Source organism: Providencia sp. PROV255 (assembly GCF_028478065.1).
GTDB classification, from domain to species: Bacteria; Pseudomonadota; Gammaproteobacteria; order Enterobacterales; family Enterobacteriaceae; genus Providencia; species Providencia rettgeri.
Window position 1 is genome coordinate 24922 of record NZ_JAMPMI010000029.1, and the last position, 15437, is coordinate 40358.

The following is a 15437-nucleotide window of genomic DNA, read 5'->3' on the forward strand; positions in this document are numbered from 1 at the left end:
TAAAAAAACAAAAGGAGAAGTCACAAATGCATCATTTAACTCACCCTGCGCTATTTCGTCAGTCATGCTACATCAATGGGCAATGGGTTGATTCAGATAAAAAAATCCCTGTGACTAATCCTGTTGACCAATCTGTGCTGGGAACAATTCCCAGCCTGTCAGTCACCCAAGTGGATGACGCTATTGAACAAGCGCATGTCGCAATGGAAGATTGGAGTAAGCTTACTGCTAAAGCGCGTTCTATCATTTTACGCCACTGGTTTGAGCTGATTGAAGCCCATGTTGATGATCTTGGGCGTTTAATGACTCTTGAACAAGGTAAGCCGTTGCATGAGGCAAAAGGTGAAATTCGCTATGCGGCTTCTTTTATCGAATGGTTTGCGGAGGAGGGGAAACGTGTTTATGGGGAAACCATCCCTCAAACGGTGGGAAGTAACCGTCTTTCGACAATCAAGCAGCCGATCGGTGTTTGCAGTGCGATTACTCCGTGGAATTTTCCCGCAGCGATGATCACTCGTAAAGCGGCTCCAGCACTGGCTGCGGGTTGTAGTATTATCATCAAGCCAGCGACTGAAACGCCTTTTACGGCACTTGCCCTCGCTCAGTTGGCCGATGAAGCGGGCATTCCCGCAGGGATATTCAATATCATTACTGGGGATTCTCGTGTTTTAGGTGAACGTCTAACTAAACATGAGCTTATTAGTAAGTTTTCATTCACCGGTTCAACGCAAGTTGGCCGAGTATTGTCTGAGCAGTGTGCATCGACAATTAAAAAAACATCACTCGAACTGGGGGGAAATGCGCCTTTTATTGTTTTTGATGATGCAGATATTGATAAAGCGGTAAAAAGTGCGGTGCAAGCGAAGTTTCGTAATGGCGGGCAAACCTGTGTTTGTGTGAACCGTTTTTATCTTCAAGATGCTATTTTCGATGAATTTCAGTCCAAGTTCGTTGCAGAAGTCGACAAATTGCAAGTCGGTAATGGCCTTGAAATAGGAACGGATATTGGGCCTATGATAACAACACGTGCCATTGATGGTATGAATGAGTTACTGCAAGATGCACTCGCGAAAGGGGCACACCAATTAACCTTAGGTAGCGAAGTGGCGGAGTATGGCAATTTCTTTAATCCAAAAGTTCTTGTTGATGTTGATGACTCAATGAGGATTGTTCATGAAGAAATCTTTGGTCCTATTGCAACATTGATTCGTTTTAGTGATGAAAATGAAGTGATTGCTCGTGCCAATAATACGATTTATGGCTTAGCGGCTTATTTCTTTTCTCGTGATGTTAGCCGTGTTTACCGCGTTGCTGAAAAACTGCAAAGTGGCATGGTAGGTATCAATACAGGCTTAATTTCTAATGAAGTTGCTCCTTTTGGAGGAGTAAAACAATCAGGTTTAGGAAAAGAAGGCTCTCGATATGGCATTGAGGATTATTTAAGTACTAAGTATCTGTGTTTAGATATTGAATAATGAGAGGGGCACTGTGATGAACCAACAAAAAATTGCAGTCAATGTCAGTCGAATTGAGCAAATTAGCCCAAATATCAAAATGTTCGAGTTTGTTGCACAAGAGGGCGCGCTAATGCCTTTTAGCGCAGGTAGTCATGTCACCGTTCATATGGGTGAGCAGGCTGGTTTGCAACGTGCATATTCATTAATCAGTGACCCACAGCAATGTGGAAGCTATTGTATTTCAGTCTTACGTGATGAAAATTCGAAAGGCGGTTCGGCATTTATGCATGAGCACCTATCTGCTGGGGATAGTTTATATTTGTCCCCAGCGCAGAATTTTTTCTCATTAGCTGCGGATAACCAATGTAAGCATATTTTGATCGCAGGTGGGATTGGGATCACGCCTTTTCTTTCTTATCTCTATGAGCTAGAAGAAAATGAAATGGATTTTGAGCTTCATTACTGTTTTCGTGATAGTGCAACAGCGGCATTTCTTGAACATTTACAACAGCGTATTGGCTCGCGGTTATTTCTTTATGACAGCAGCCAAGGGCAGCGAATGTCTGTCGAACAATTGGTTAAAGCACAAGCGAGTAATAGCCATCTGTATGTATGTGGCCCTCAATCATTAATTAATGAGGTGATTGAAAAGGGTCATCAGCACCTTGGCGAATCACAGGTTCATTTTGAAAATTTTGGTGAAATTGCCAGTGAAGGGGATTCATTTGAGGTCTATTTTCAACGTTCAGGCTTTAGTTTGGAAGTGGGTAAAGACGAGTCTATTTTACAGGTAATCGAAGCTGATAAGCGCATTAACGTGGAATGTTTATGCCGTAATGGAGTTTGTGGGACTTGTGAGACGGCGATACTTGAGGGAGAGGCCGACCACCGTGACCACTACCTTGATGATGATGAAAAAGCCGAGCAAAAAACGATGATGTTGTGTGTTTCGCGAGCTAAATCTAAACGATTAGTTCTTGATTTATAATCAAAGCTGCCCCGCTTTAGCCATAAGTGGGGCAAGATACTGGTTTTAAATATCTTTTAATTCAAACATTAAAAAAGGCTGTTTTTCATCATTAAAGTGTTGATAAGCCGTAATTTGCTTATCTTGAAATACGATTTGCCCCCGCCCAGTGCGAAATACTTCATCTAACCATGGCTTATGGTTGATCACTAATTGATACAATAAACGTTGTAGTTCAAGGTAATCTATTTCAGTCGATTGGTTGTGTAAGTTGCTGGCTAATATTTCACCTGCTTTATCGGTAAATACGACTAAATGATTGAAATGGGACAATAAGACGTCGAAATAGCATTTGATTTTACGCAGGCGCAGTTCGGTATTTTTACGTTCTGTGTTGTCTAAGCTGATCCCAACCAGTTTTGTCACTTTGCCATTCGGGCCTTTAACCCCTGTCGCTCGGGAGGTGATCCAGCGGTAATCGTCTTCCCAGTTAATTTTAAAATCCATTTCATGGGCACCACCTTCACGGATAATTTTAGAATATCCATTGACCAGTTTTTCTTTGGAGTCATGGCTCATTAAGGCCCAGAAATCTTCATTACTGGTGATTTTAATGCCATAAACGGCTTCAACGTTGTCCGAGTAGTTCAATTCTCCCGTTAATAAGTCCCACTCCCATGTCACGATATCTGCCGACTCTTGAAGATGAACTTCGTTGATGTTGCGCATGACACCTGAATTGCTAACAGTAACTTGGTTATTGGTATATTCACCGTATTTCAACCATATTTTGTCGACATCCAATAACGTGGCGAGCTTTTCAAGATTATCTTCATCAATCATACCGCCTTTTGTCCACTTATTAACCGCCGTTCGGGAAACCCCAAGGGCTTCAGCTGCTTTTAATTGACTCATTTTTTTCTGTTTTAGCAATTTCAACAAACGTTCTTTGAATGTCTCTGTTTCTGTCATCAATTCATGTTTACCTTATAACTTATGGGGTTAACTAAAAACCATGTGATAAGTGAGTAGCAAGGTATTGCTCTAGATTTTCGATAAAGACTCTAAGATTAGCACTCGTTCGGAGACTTCTCGAATATACAGCATAAACATCTGCGGTTTGGTGCCATTGCGGTAACACTCGTACTAATTGGCCAGACTGTAACTCAGGCTGCACACTCCATTGGGAGCGCAATAGGATCCCTTCGCCACTTAAACACCATTGTTTAGCGACTTCACCATTGTTGACGGTTAATTTGCTATTGGGGGTGACCGTCATACTTTCTTGCTGTTGTTCAAGCTTCCATACGGCGGGGGCTTGGTTGCGCTCTTTAATCGCAATACAAAAGTGTTTTTGTTCTAACTCTTGTGGATATTTTGGGTAGCCGTGTTTTGCTAAATAGGTTGGTGAAGCGCACAAAATTCGTTGGTTTTGTGCAATTCGCCTTGCAATAAATTGCTCTGCTATTGCACCGCCAATACAGATATCAACATCAATGTTTTCACTAATAATATCGACAGACTTATCGGTTAAAGTGAGATCAATACCTAATAAAGGATAATTTCCCCGTAGTGTGAGGATAAACGGGTTAATATAAGTACTGCCAAACCCTGTGCTACAACTGATACGCAGTGAGCCGCGGATCTCTTCACGACAGGCGTTGAGTTGCTGTTGCATCTGTTCCAATTCAGCTAGCATCACTTCACTGCTACGTAAAATAATTTGCCCTTCGTGAGTTAGCTTAATTGAGCGAGCAGTCCTAAAAAATAAAGTTTGTCCTAAATTTTCTTCTAGCAATTTAATGCGTTTAGAAACATAAGCTGGGGACACTAACAGCTGTGAAGCCGCTTGAGAGAAACTCATCAAGCGGGCAACTGTGACAAAAACGCGGATATCCTCTAACGAAGGAAGCTTGTTCATAGTTTGTAAACCTAAGGATTACACTTCATATCTATACTTTATCACAGCAACCCCTAAACTGGAGAACAAACAGACATAATTCATTTATCAGAGGTTTTCACAATGTCACAATTTAATATAGCGGTTATTCCTGGTGATGGTATTGGTACCGAAGTGATCCCTGAAGGATTAAAAGTATTAGTAGCAGCAGCCAATAAACACAATGTAAAACTTAACTTTACCCATTTTGATTGGTCGTGCGAAACCTATCACCGTACTGGGCGCATGATGCCTGAAGATGGCTTAGAACAGTTGCAAAAATTTGATGCGATTTTCCTCGGCGCGGTAGGGTTCCCTGGTGTTCCTGATCATATTTCATTATGGGGGCTGCTATTACCCATCCGCCGCGCTTTTAACCAATATGTTAACTTACGCCCTGTACGCTTATTTGATGGCATTAAATGCCCACTAGCAGATAAAAAACCGGGAGATATTGATTTTTATGTCGTGCGTGAAAACGTTGAAGGGGAATATTCTGCGATTGGCGGTATTCAGTACGAAGGTACGGATGAAGAACTGGTATTGCAACAAAGTATTTTTACCCGTAAAGGTACCGACCGTATCTTAAAATATGCTTTTGATTTGGCGCAGTCACGCGAGAAAAAACATTTAAGTTCAGCGACGAAATCTAACGGGCTATTTCATTCAATGCCTTATTGGGATAGCCGTGTAGCCGAAATGGCGAAGCAATACCCAGATATCAAAGTTGACCAATTCCATATTGATATTTTTGCAGCAAACTTAGTGAGAATGCCAGAGTTCTACGATGTGATTGTCGGGTCAAACCTGTTTGGTGATATTTTGTCTGATTTAGGACCTGCTTGTACGGGAACTATTGCGATTGCGCCATCGGCCAATATTAACCCAGAAAAACAATTCCCATCGATGTTTGAGCCTGTTCACGGGTCAGCACCTGATATCGCAGGGCAAAATATTGCCAACCCGATTGGTACGATTTGGGCTGCAGCCATGATGATGCAGCATTTGGGATGTCTCGAGATGCATGATTCTATCATGTCCGCAGTAGAAACAGCGATTAAACAACGTCAACATTTGACTCGCGATATGGGAGGCAATGCTAGTACACAGGCGCTAGGGGATGAAATTACCCGTTTAGTCAGTGCCTAAAGGCGGTATTTATTGAGCCAATTTAGTGAGCTATCGGGGGACTGTTTTGCCTGTTCCTCGATGCTTTGATTGTTAATACCCCCAAGATCTGCGAAAATATCCGCCAATTTTGATTAACAAGACGGATTTGCGACGCCAAGAGCCACATTGAGCCTCTTCGAATGCTTATACAAATCTGTATATAAACGAAAAGAACGGTTAAATGACAGATCAGAACTTTCTCCATGAAGTTAGCACACGCAGAACGTTTGCTATCATATCCCACCCCGATGCGGGTAAAACCACAATCACTGAAAAAGTGTTATTGTTCGGGCATGCTATTCAACGTGCAGGTACGGTAAAAGGCCGTGGCTCTAATCAACACGCTAAATCTGACTGGATGGAAATGGAAAAGCAGCGTGGTATTTCGATTACTACCTCTGTCATGCAGTTTCCTTATAATGATTGTCTTGTTAACTTACTGGATACCCCAGGGCACGAAGACTTCTCCGAAGATACTTACCGTACATTAACGGCGGTTGACTGCTGCTTGATGGTGATTGACTCCGGTAAAGGGGTTGAAGACCGGACACGTAAGCTGATGGAAGTTACCCGCCTACGTGATACTCCAATCTTAACTTTCATGAATAAATTGGACCGTGATATTCGTGATCCAATGGAATTAATGGATGAAGTGGAAAATGAGCTGAAAATTGCTTGTTGTCCAATCACATGGCCTATCGGTTGCGGTAAACTATTCAAGGGTGTTTATCATTTATTACGTGATGAAACAATCCTATACCAAACAGGCCAAGGGCATACGATTCAAGAAGTCCGTATAATTAAAGGGTTAAACAACCCCGATCTCGATGCCGCTGTTGGTGAGGAACTAGCCGCGCAGTTACGCGATGAGCTGGAATTGGTTCAAGGGGCATCCCATGAATTTGACCATGATGCATTTTTGCAGGGTGAATTAACCCCTGTCTTTTTCGGCACTGCATTAGGTAACTTTGGTGTTGACCATATGTTAGATGGCTTAGTTGAATGGGCTCCACAGCCGCAGCCACGCCAAACAGATTTACGCCAAGTGAATGCGACAGAAGAAAAATTCACCGGTTTCGTATTTAAAATTCAAGCGAATATGGACCCGAAACACCGTGACCGTGTTGCATTTATGCGTATTGTTTCAGGTACTTATGAAAAAGGCATGAAACTACGCCAAGTGCGTATCAAAAAAGATGTGGTTATTTCTGATGCTTTAACCTTTATGGCGGGGGATCGCTCTCAGGTCGAAAACGCCTATGCAGGGGATATCATTGGGTTACACAACCATGGCACGATTCAAATCGGTGATACCTTCACGCAAGGTGAAGAACTCAAGTTTACGGGGATTCCTAACTTTGCACCTGAATTATTCCGCCGTATTCGTTTACGTGACCCATTAAAGCAAAAACAACTGTTAAAAGGCCTCGTTCAGTTATCTGAAGAGGGGGCGGTACAGGTTTTCCGCCCGTTAACTAACAATGATTTAATTGTTGGTGCTGTAGGGGTGCTGCAGTTTGATGTGGTGGTTTCACGTTTGAAAAGCGAATATAACGTTGAAGCTATCTATGAAGCCGTTAACGTTTCTACTGCGCGTTGGGTTGAGTGTGATGATGCGAAGAAATTCGAAGAGTTTAAACGCAAAAATGAGCAAAACTTAGCCCTTGATGGTGGCGATAACTTATCTTATATCGCACCGACTATGGTGAATCTTAACCTCACCAGTGAACGTTACCCTGACGTTAAATTCCGCAAAACACGCGAACACTAATTGCGTTGATGGCCCACGGCTAACAATAGTCAGTGGGTCATCTTATTTCGAACTTCATTTAAAGCTTCTTTTTCTGTTTTTTGGTGCTTATCATCAAGAATATTCTGTCTTTATTACCTTTCTCTTTATTTTTTATATTTTTTTACTTAGGCTATATTATTCGTTGTCCATTGCAGTGAAAGGAAGGTTTTTATGAAAAAAGCAAAACTATTGAGCGTGTTAGGAGTTATTGGGTTGAGCTGGACGCTAGCAGCTTGTAGCTCATCATCGGATAGTGCTTTGAAAAAACAAGCTTCAGAAACATGGGACAGTGCATCTAAGACAGTGGAAATGGCCGGTAAAGACACTGGGAATGCCATTTCGAGTGGCGCTAAAAATACCGGTGAGTACATTGATGACTCAGCGATTACTGCGGACGTAAAAGGAAAATTACTGGGTACGAAAGGTATTTCGAGTAACAGCGTATCAGTTAAAACCGTCAATGGTGTTGTTTACTTATCAGGCTTTGTAAAATCAGCCGATCAGATAGATAAAATTACCCAAGTCGCCTCTCAAGTTAAAGGGGTAAAATCAGTACAAAATGGTTTAGTGATTGCTAACTAATCTATAAATAAATGTCTCAATAGCTCATATTGCTGAATATTTATTGTACAATCTTGATAGGGTGGGCTTTCAAAAGGAAGCTCATTCTGTTTTTGAGCTATTTCAAATGAACTTCTGTCATCTAGAGGCATTATGGGAAAACACGTTTCAGTTACACTTGGCACGATTGAGCCGCTTGCATTCTTTGATAATATTAACTCGGGAAAAACTGCCCTGATTTGTGAAGGTGGCGGCCAACGAGGGATTTTTACAGCGGGTGTACTGGATGAGTTTCTTATTTCTGACTTCAACCCTTTTGATCTGATGATAGGTACTTCAGCAGGGGCTCAAAACCTGTCTGCGTATATTTGTGGGCAAGCGGGTTATGCGCGCCGTGTGATCACTCGCTATACGACCAATTCGGCATTTTTTAATCCACTACGCTTTATCCGTGGAGGCCATCTGATTGATTTAGATTGGCTCGTCGACACCACAGCAAAAGAATTCCCATTACGTATACAAGCAGGGCTCGATTTATTAAATTCAGGTCGTGAATTCTATATGGGAGCAAGCCGCAGTGATGATTTTTCAGCCGCTTTTCTAAAACCTGACGCTGACAATTGGCTCGATATTATTCGCGCATCCAGCGCTATCCCTGGCTTTTACCGGGCAGGTGTCGAATTTGATGGCACGCTTTACCAAGATGGTGGCATTAGTGCAGCTATCCCAGTTGAAGAGGCATACCGCCGCGGTGCAGAGACTATTGTGGTGATCCGTACCGTGCCTTCCCAAATGTATTTTACCCCTGAATGGGTGAAAAGAATGACTCGGTGGCTGGAAGGGGATAAGAATGGCCTACAACGTATGGCTGCGATGCTGAAAGTTCATCTGAAAAGCTACCGTAGAACACAAGAATTTATTGAAAACCCACCAAAAGATGTACAAGTCTTTGAGATTTATCCACCTGTTCCACTGAAAAGCAGTGCACTGGGTAGTAAGGTGTCTTCGCTTAATCAAGATTACCATACGGGGCGCCGGTGTGGTCGTTATTTTATTGCTGCACTGGGTAATGCCTTTGAGCACAACACAAATCGCTTTAGCCATACCTTGGCACAAAAAATTGAGTCTAACCCATTAGATATTCAGCTTGAGCCACAAGTACCGAACGAACTCATTCCGGAATTGGTGGCAGAGCCTGTCACGTCAATGCCTTTGGCCGCAATATCAGCAAATGAAAACCGTGATGGCTAAACATCAATTTATCGATACCCATTGCCATTTTGATTTCCCTCCTTTTAGTGATTCCTTCGCTGAAAGTTTGCAGCTTGCTCGACAAAGTGGCGTGAGTGATATTGTTATTCCTACCGTGAGTGTGGATAATTTTGCACGAGTTTGGCAACTGGCACAGCGGTATTCGCAGTTGCATGCAGCTATGGGGTTTCATCCGTTATATTTGAGCCAGTTTCAAGAGCAACACATTGATATTTTGGTTGATTATCTTAACCAAAAAAATAAAAAGTGTGTGGCGATAGGGGAAATAGGGCTCGACCTCTATATGCAAAACCCTCAGTTTGAACGCCAGCAAGTGGTATTGTCCGCCCAATTAAAGCTAGCGAAACAGTTTGATTTACCAGTTATTTTGCATTCACGCAAAAGTCATGACCCATTAGCGGCGATGTTGCGTCGTTTTGATGTTCCTGCTCGTGGAGTCGTACATGGCTTTGCTGGTAGCCTATCTCAAGCGCAAGCCTTTGTTAAGCTGGGTTATTATATTGGTGTGGGTGGGACAATTACCTATGAAAGAGCGAATAAAACTCGCGATGTGATGTCACAACTTCCTTTGACTTCATTATTATTCGAAACGGATGCCCCCGATATGCCTGTTTCAGGTTTCCAAGGCGAGCCAAATCGACCTGAGCGTATTGAGTGGGTTTTTCGTTCATTATGTGAGCTTCGCCACGAATCCCCTGCAGAAATAGCCCAACAACTTTACAACAATAGTTTGTCGTTATTTAATCTTCCTCAGTAAAACCGTATACATAATCATAAATAATATTTATATAATTTCATTAATTAGCTATTTAAATCTATTTAGTTTTTATTGTGGCTAATTGGGATTTTAGTGCCTTTCCAGACTAAACTGAGTTGATTTTGTGATTTTTATCACATTACTTGAATTTTTGTTGTTTATTGCAGTATGTATTTGTGATGAGTATTGCGGGTTATTGGTGATGACTAGGTATAATCATTAAACTAAGAGTCAAGGCGACTTACACGTTTCCTTATATATCAACCTAAAATAAAGTGAACAGGGATCCTTCCATGCAGCTCATTATGAGTATTATCGGAATGGCGGTACTTATCGCGATAGCTATTCTATTTTCCAGCAATCGCCGAGCAATTAGGCTACGCACAGTTGGCGGCGCATTTTTAATTCAATTAGCCATTGGTGCATTTGTTCTTTATGTTCCTGCGGGGCGTAGTGTGCTCCAAGGGATGTCTGACGCGGTTTCTAAAGTTATTGGATATGGTCAAGATGGGATGAGCTTCATCTTTGGCGGTTTGGTTTCCGATAAAATGTTTGAACTGTTTGGCGGCGGTGGTTTTATTTTTGCTTTCCGCGTTTTGCCAATCATTGTTTTCTTCTCTTCATTGATTGCTGTCCTTTACTACTTAGGGATCATGCAGTTAGTGATTAAAGTACTTGGTGGTGGCCTGCAAAAAATATTGGGAACCTCAAGAACAGAATCGTTATCTGCGACAGCAAATATCTTCGTTGGGCAAACGGAAGCGCCATTGGTTGTTCGTCCTTATATTGCAACAATGACGACATCAGAGTTATTTGCCATTATGTGTGGTGGTTTAGCTTCTGTCGCGGGTTCAGTTTTGGCGGGCTATGCACAAATGGGTGTACCGATGGAATACCTGATTGCGGCCTCCTTTATGGCCGCTCCAGGTGGTTTGTTATTCGCCAAACTGATGGTTCCAGAAACAGAAGATGTAAAAGATAGGGTTGATGCGACAGATTTAGTCGCTGAAGATGAACGCCCTGCTAATATCATTGATGCGGCCGCTTCTGGGGCATCATCAGGGATGCAACTGGCACTGAATGTGGGTGCAATGTTATTGGCGTTTATCGCTTTGATTGCATTGATCAATGGTATCTTAGGTGGCATTGGTGGCTGGTTTGATTATCCACAATTATCACTTGAATTATTGTTAGGTTGGTTATTTGCCCCAATCGCATACTTAATTGGTGTGCCGTGGAGTGAAGCGACAATTGCCGGTTCTTTCATCGGCCAAAAAATTGTCGTGAATGAGTTTGTTGCATTCATGAATTTTGGTGAATACATGAAAGCGGATGCTGAAGTTCTGGCGGCAGGTAAACAAGTACTTTCTGACCATACTAAAGCGATTATTTCGTTTGCATTATGTGGTTTTGCTAACCTTTCATCCGTCGCTATCTTACTCGGTGGCTTAGGCGGAATGGCGCCAAATCGCCGTGGTGATGTTGCTCGCTTAGGTATGAAAGCGGTTATGGCCGGTACCCTGTCTAACTTAATGAGTGCAACGATTGCTGGCTTTTTCTTGACATTAGGCGCAGCAGCAGTCATTTAGTTTATGTATCTGGTGGTAAGATTAATATCATCTCAAACTCAAATAAGTCAATCGGAAGGGCAATAGTCCTTCCGTTTTCATTTTGATTCGCTATATTCTTTTGTGACTTTTTATATCAATCGTAAATTTTCAACTATTCTTAACTTAGTCAATTAATGATGAAGAATATATTGAAAAGCCATTTGAGAGAAAAATGGATGGCGAGAGATGTTATAATTAGATTGTGATCACATTTTTTATTTTAATAATGTAACATTCAGTCGATTAATGTGATTTGTAGCACATAAAATGGCATCATTCCATGGTCAAATAGGCATTAGTAAGCTGCTATGGAACTGCTAGTTCTCAGAGTCTAGGACTCTAGGGCATGATGCGGTGAGAAGGATCTCAGCTGCTCAGTTCGGAAAGCATCCGACTAGCATCTTTAAGGAACCAAGCCCGCTCGCCAACAAAGAACGTGTCGTTCTGAAGAATTAACTACGTTGGAGAGTTATATGACTGATTTAAAAGCGGCCGCACAACGCGCGCTGTCCCTTATGGATTTAACCACTTTAAATGATGACGATACTGATGCGAAAGTCATCGCACTGTGCCATCAGGCGAAAAGCCCTGCAGGCAATACAGCAGCAATCTGTATTTACCCTCGTTTTATTCCAATTGCACGTAAAACATTACGTGAACAAGGCACTCCAGATGTACGTATTGCAACGGTCACAAATTTCCCTCACGGTAACGATGATATTGATATCGCATTAGCTGAAACTAAAGCGGCGATTGCTTACGGTGCGGATGAAGTTGACGTGGTATTCCCTTATCGCGCATTGATTGCCGGTAATGAGAAAATTGGTTTTGACTTAGTGAAAGCCTGTAAAGACGCTTGCGCGGCAGCCAATGTGCTGTTGAAAGTGATCATTGAAACCGGTGAGTTAAAAGATGCGGCATTAATCCGTAAAGCTTCTGAAATTTCCATTAAAGCGGGTGCTGATTTTATTAAAACCTCAACAGGTAAAGTGCCTGTTAATGCAACATTAGAAAGCGCAGAAATCATGATGCAAGTCATTCATGATATGGGTGTGGAAAAAACTGTTGGTTTTAAACCTGCTGGTGGCGTACGTACCGCAGAAGAAGCGGCAGAATATTTAGCGTTAGCTGGTCGAATTTTAGGTGATAATTGGGCAGATAGCCGTCATTTCCGTTTTGGTGCTTCTAGTTTATTAGCAAATTTATTAAATACGCTGGGTTTTGACGTTAAAAAATCAAGCAGTAGCTATTAATTTTCGCAATATTGTTAGCCGATAAATTCGACTTTAAAGGAGCATATTGTGTTTCTGGCACAAGAAATTATCCGTAAAAAACGTGATGGTAAGCCATTAAGCGAAGAAGAGATTCGTTTCTTTATCAATGGTGTTCGCGATAACTCAGTTTCAGAAGGTCAAATTGCTGCATTGGCAATGACTATCTATTTTAATGATATGACCATGCCTGAGCGTGTTGCATTAACGCTAGCTATGCGTGATTCAGGAACGGTGCTGAACTGGAAATCACTCAATCTCAATGGCCCATTAGTTGATAAACATTCAACTGGTGGTGTGGGTGATGTCACTTCATTAATGCTCGGCCCAATGGTCGCAGCGTGTGGTGGCTATGTACCGATGATCTCAGGCCGTGGTTTAGGCCACACCGGTGGCACATTAGATAAACTCGAAGCGATCCCTAATTTCGATATTTTCCCAGATGATGCGCGTTTCCGTGACATTATCAAAGATGTCGGGGTAGCAATTATTGGGCAAACCAATTCATTAGCACCTGCAGATAAACGTTTTTATGCGACCCGTGATATCACTGCGACAGTAGATTCTATTCCGCTAATTACGGCTTCAATCTTAGGTAAAAAATTGGCAGAAGGCCTTGATGCTCTGGTGATGGACGTTAAAGTTGGCTCAGGTGCATTTATGCCAACTTATGAGAAGTCAGAACAGCTAGCTGAGTCTATTGTTAAAGTCGCGAATGGCGCAGGGTGTAAAACCACCGCATTATTAACTGATATGAATGAAGTACTGGCATCCAGTGCCGGTAACGCCGTTGAAGTGCGTGAAGCTGTACAATTTTTGACAGGTGAATACCGTAATCCACGTCTTTATGAAGTCACCATGGCGCTATGCGTAGAAATGTTAGTGTCTGGCTCATTAGCCGCAAACCGCGAAGAAGCACGTCAAAAATTACAGGCAGTATTAGACAATGGTAAAGCGGCAGAAGTGTTTGGCCGTATGGTTGCAGCGCAAAAAGGGCCAGCTGATTTTGTTGAAAATTACAACAAATACCTGCCGACTGCAGTGCTGAGCAAAGCGGTTTATGCACCAAAAGACGGCATTATCACGCAAATGGATACACGTGCGCTGGGAATGTCTGTCGTGACTTTAGGTGGTGGTCGTCGTAAAGCGACAGACCCAATTGATTATAGTGTTGGTTTGAGTGATATCGCTGCGTTAGGTGCCAAAGTGGATACCCAAACGCCACTGGCAATTATCCATGCAAATAGTGAAAAAGCGTGGGAAGAAGCCGCGAAGGAAGTGCGTGAAGCGATGGTGATTGGTGATAAAGCACCTGAAGCTACACCAATGGTTTATCGCCAAATCAGCGAGTAATACACAAGATTTTAGTGGTATATCGTATTTAAAAATACCGCAGGAGAAAAATATGAAACGCACATTTATTATGGTTTTGGATTCCTTTGGGATCGGTGCTGCACACGATGCACATAAATTTGGTGATGAAGGCTCAAACACACTGGGTCACATTGCAGATGCTTGCGCACGTGGCGAAGCGGATATTGGTCGTAAAGGGCCTCTGCATTTACCGAATTTAACAAAATTAGGTTTAGGTAAAGCAGGAGAAGAATCAAGCGGTTCATTCCCTGCAGGCCTTGATCCTAATGCAGAAATTATTGGCGCATACGCTTATGCGAGCGAAATTTCTTCGGGTAAAGATACCCCGTCAGGTCACTGGGAAATTGCGGGTGTACCTGTGCTATTTGATTGGGGTTATTTCTCTAATGAAGAAAACAGCTTCCCACAAGAGCTGCTGGATACTTTAGTCAAGAAAGCAAACTTGCCGGGCTATTTAGGTAACTGCCATTCATCCGGTACAGTTATCCTCGATCAACTGGGTGAAGAGCACATGAAAACCGGTAAACCGATTTTCTATACCTCTGCTGACTCCGTATTCCAAATTGCGTGCCACGAAGAAACTTATGGCTTAGATAAACTGTATGAGCTGTGCGAAATCGCACGTGAAGAGTTAACCAAAGGTGGTTATAACATTGGCCGTGTTATCGCGCGTCCATTTGTTGGTGATAAAGCCGGTAACTTCACACGTACAGGTAACCGTCATGACTTAGCGGTAGAGCCACCAGCACCAACAGTATTGAAAAAATTAGTTGATGAAAAACAAGGTGAAGTGGTTTCTATCGGTAAAATTGCTGATATTTACGCTCATGTTGGTATCACTAAGAAAATTAAAGCCACAGGTATTGATGCACTGTTCGATGCAACGGTAGAAGAAATGAAACTGGCGGGTGATAACACCATCGTTTTCACTAACTTTGTGGACTTTGACTCAGCATACGGCCACCGCCGTGATGTGGCTGGTTATGCCGCAGCATTAGAATTGTTCGACCGTCGTTTACCTGAACTAATGAAATTAGTTAAAGAAGATGACATTCTGATTTTAACCGCTGACCACGGTTGTGACCCAACTTGGCCAGGTACAGACCATACCCGTGAGCACATCCCAGTACTGATTTATGGACCAAAAGTTAAACCTGGCTCATTAGGTCACCGTGAAACGTTCGCGGACATTGGGCAGACAGTCGCTAAGTACTTTGATTTGTCGCCGATGGAGTATGGTAAACCAATGCTCTAACACCCATTACCC

12 protein-coding genes and 2 pseudogenes are annotated in these 15437 nt (G+C 42.5%); 12 read left to right on the top strand and 2 right to left on the bottom strand.

Annotated elements, in window-relative coordinates; genetic code table 11:
• Positions 1-26: 26 nt before the first annotated feature.
• The 3 genes and pseudogenes from PR725_RS21085 to PR725_RS21920 form a co-directional block, all read left to right on the top strand.
• Complete coding sequence (locus PR725_RS21085; protein ID WP_123382518.1) at positions 27-1475, top strand: NAD-dependent succinate-semialdehyde dehydrogenase; 1449 nt, start codon at positions 27-29, stop codon at positions 1473-1475.
• Between the two features lie 16 nt (positions 1476-1491).
• Positions 1492-2088: pseudogene (locus PR725_RS21915) on the top strand (ferredoxin reductase); the annotation flags it as partial.
• A 48-nt stretch (positions 2089-2136) separates the two neighbouring features.
• Positions 2137-2445: pseudogene (locus tag PR725_RS21920) on the top strand (2Fe-2S iron-sulfur cluster-binding protein); the annotation flags it as partial.
• Positions 2446-2490: 45 nt separating this feature from the next.
• Here PR725_RS21920 and PR725_RS21095 read toward each other — a convergent pair.
• Positions 2491-3396: a helix-turn-helix domain-containing protein gene (locus PR725_RS21095; RefSeq protein ID WP_109911835.1), complete on the bottom strand. Its 906-nt coding sequence runs from the start codon at positions 3394-3396 to the stop codon at positions 2491-2493.
• 34 nt (positions 3397-3430) lie between these two features.
• Positions 3431-4345, bottom strand: coding sequence for a LysR substrate-binding domain-containing protein (locus PR725_RS21100; protein ID WP_110731412.1), 915 nt, complete (start codon positions 4343-4345; stop codon positions 3431-3433).
• 102 nt (positions 4346-4447) lie between these two features.
• Between PR725_RS21100 and PR725_RS21105 the strand changes: the two genes are divergently transcribed.
• From PR725_RS21105 to deoB, 9 genes are all read left to right on the top strand, one after another.
• Positions 4448-5512, top strand: a complete 1065-nt coding sequence (locus PR725_RS21105) for a tartrate dehydrogenase (protein ID WP_123382517.1) — start codon at positions 4448-4450, stop codon at positions 5510-5512.
• A gap of 202 nt (positions 5513-5714) precedes the next feature.
• On the top strand, positions 5715-7304 hold the full coding sequence (gene prfC / locus PR725_RS21110; protein ID WP_004914793.1) for a peptide chain release factor 3: 1590 nt from the start codon (positions 5715-5717) through the stop codon (positions 7302-7304).
• Between the two features lie 192 nt (positions 7305-7496).
• Positions 7497-7907: a BON domain-containing protein gene (locus tag PR725_RS21115; RefSeq protein ID WP_110731411.1), complete on the top strand. Its 411-nt coding sequence runs from the start codon at positions 7497-7499 to the stop codon at positions 7905-7907.
• A 132-nt stretch (positions 7908-8039) separates the two neighbouring features.
• Positions 8040-9137: a patatin-like phospholipase family protein gene (locus PR725_RS21120; protein WP_004914789.1), complete on the top strand. Its 1098-nt coding sequence runs from the start codon at positions 8040-8042 to the stop codon at positions 9135-9137.
• Positions 9130-9915 carry a TatD family hydrolase gene (locus PR725_RS21125; RefSeq protein WP_272523912.1) on the top strand — a complete coding sequence of 262 codons (786 nt, stop codon included), beginning with the start codon at positions 9130-9132 and terminating at the stop codon, positions 9913-9915. Before PR725_RS21120 ends, PR725_RS21125 begins: the two co-directional genes overlap by 8 nt.
• 305 nt (positions 9916-10220) lie before the next feature.
• Positions 10221-11504, top strand: a complete 1284-nt coding sequence (locus tag PR725_RS21130) for a NupC/NupG family nucleoside CNT transporter (RefSeq protein ID WP_181937082.1) — start codon at positions 10221-10223, stop codon at positions 11502-11504.
• A 494-nt stretch (positions 11505-11998) separates the two neighbouring features.
• Entirely contained in the window at positions 11999-12778 is a 780-nt protein-coding gene (gene deoC / locus PR725_RS21135; protein WP_110731409.1) for a deoxyribose-phosphate aldolase, read from the top strand.
• Positions 12779-12826: 48 nt separating this feature from the next.
• Complete coding sequence (gene deoA / locus PR725_RS21140; RefSeq protein WP_004914783.1) at positions 12827-14149, top strand: thymidine phosphorylase; 1323 nt, start codon at positions 12827-12829, stop codon at positions 14147-14149.
• 52 nt (positions 14150-14201) lie between these two features.
• Entirely contained in the window at positions 14202-15425 is a 1224-nt protein-coding gene (gene deoB, locus PR725_RS21145) for a phosphopentomutase (RefSeq protein WP_196718581.1), read from the top strand.
• The last annotated feature ends 12 nt before the right edge of the window (positions 15426-15437 follow it).

What these genes read in the sequence shown, in the direction of transcription:
- deoB (WP_196718581.1), top strand. Translation starts at nt 14,202, where the DNA reads ATGAAACGCACATTTATTATGGTTTTGGATTCCTTTGGGATCGGTGCT.
- PR725_RS21130 (WP_181937082.1), top strand. Translation starts at nt 10,221, where the DNA reads ATGAGTATTATCGGAATGGCGGTACTTATCGCGATAGCTATTCTATTT.
- PR725_RS21125 (WP_272523912.1), top strand. Translation starts at nt 9,130, where the DNA reads ATGGCTAAACATCAATTTATCGATACCCATTGCCATTTTGATTTCCCT.
- PR725_RS21085 (WP_123382518.1), top strand. Translation starts at nt 27, where the DNA reads ATGCATCATTTAACTCACCCTGCGCTATTTCGTCAGTCATGCTACATC.
- deoC (WP_110731409.1), top strand. Translation starts at nt 11,999, where the DNA reads ATGACTGATTTAAAAGCGGCCGCACAACGCGCGCTGTCCCTTATGGAT.
- PR725_RS21100 (WP_110731412.1), bottom strand. Translation starts at nt 4,345, where the DNA reads ATGAACAAGCTTCCTTCGTTAGAGGATATCCGCGTTTTTGTCACAGTT.
- PR725_RS21105 (WP_123382517.1), top strand. Translation starts at nt 4,448, where the DNA reads ATGTCACAATTTAATATAGCGGTTATTCCTGGTGATGGTATTGGTACC.
- PR725_RS21120 (WP_004914789.1), top strand. Translation starts at nt 8,040, where the DNA reads ATGGGAAAACACGTTTCAGTTACACTTGGCACGATTGAGCCGCTTGCA.
- PR725_RS21115 (WP_110731411.1), top strand. Translation starts at nt 7,497, where the DNA reads ATGAAAAAAGCAAAACTATTGAGCGTGTTAGGAGTTATTGGGTTGAGC.
- PR725_RS21095 (WP_109911835.1), bottom strand. Translation starts at nt 3,396, where the DNA reads ATGACAGAAACAGAGACATTCAAAGAACGTTTGTTGAAATTGCTAAAA.
- prfC (WP_004914793.1), top strand. Translation starts at nt 5,715, where the DNA reads ATGACAGATCAGAACTTTCTCCATGAAGTTAGCACACGCAGAACGTTT.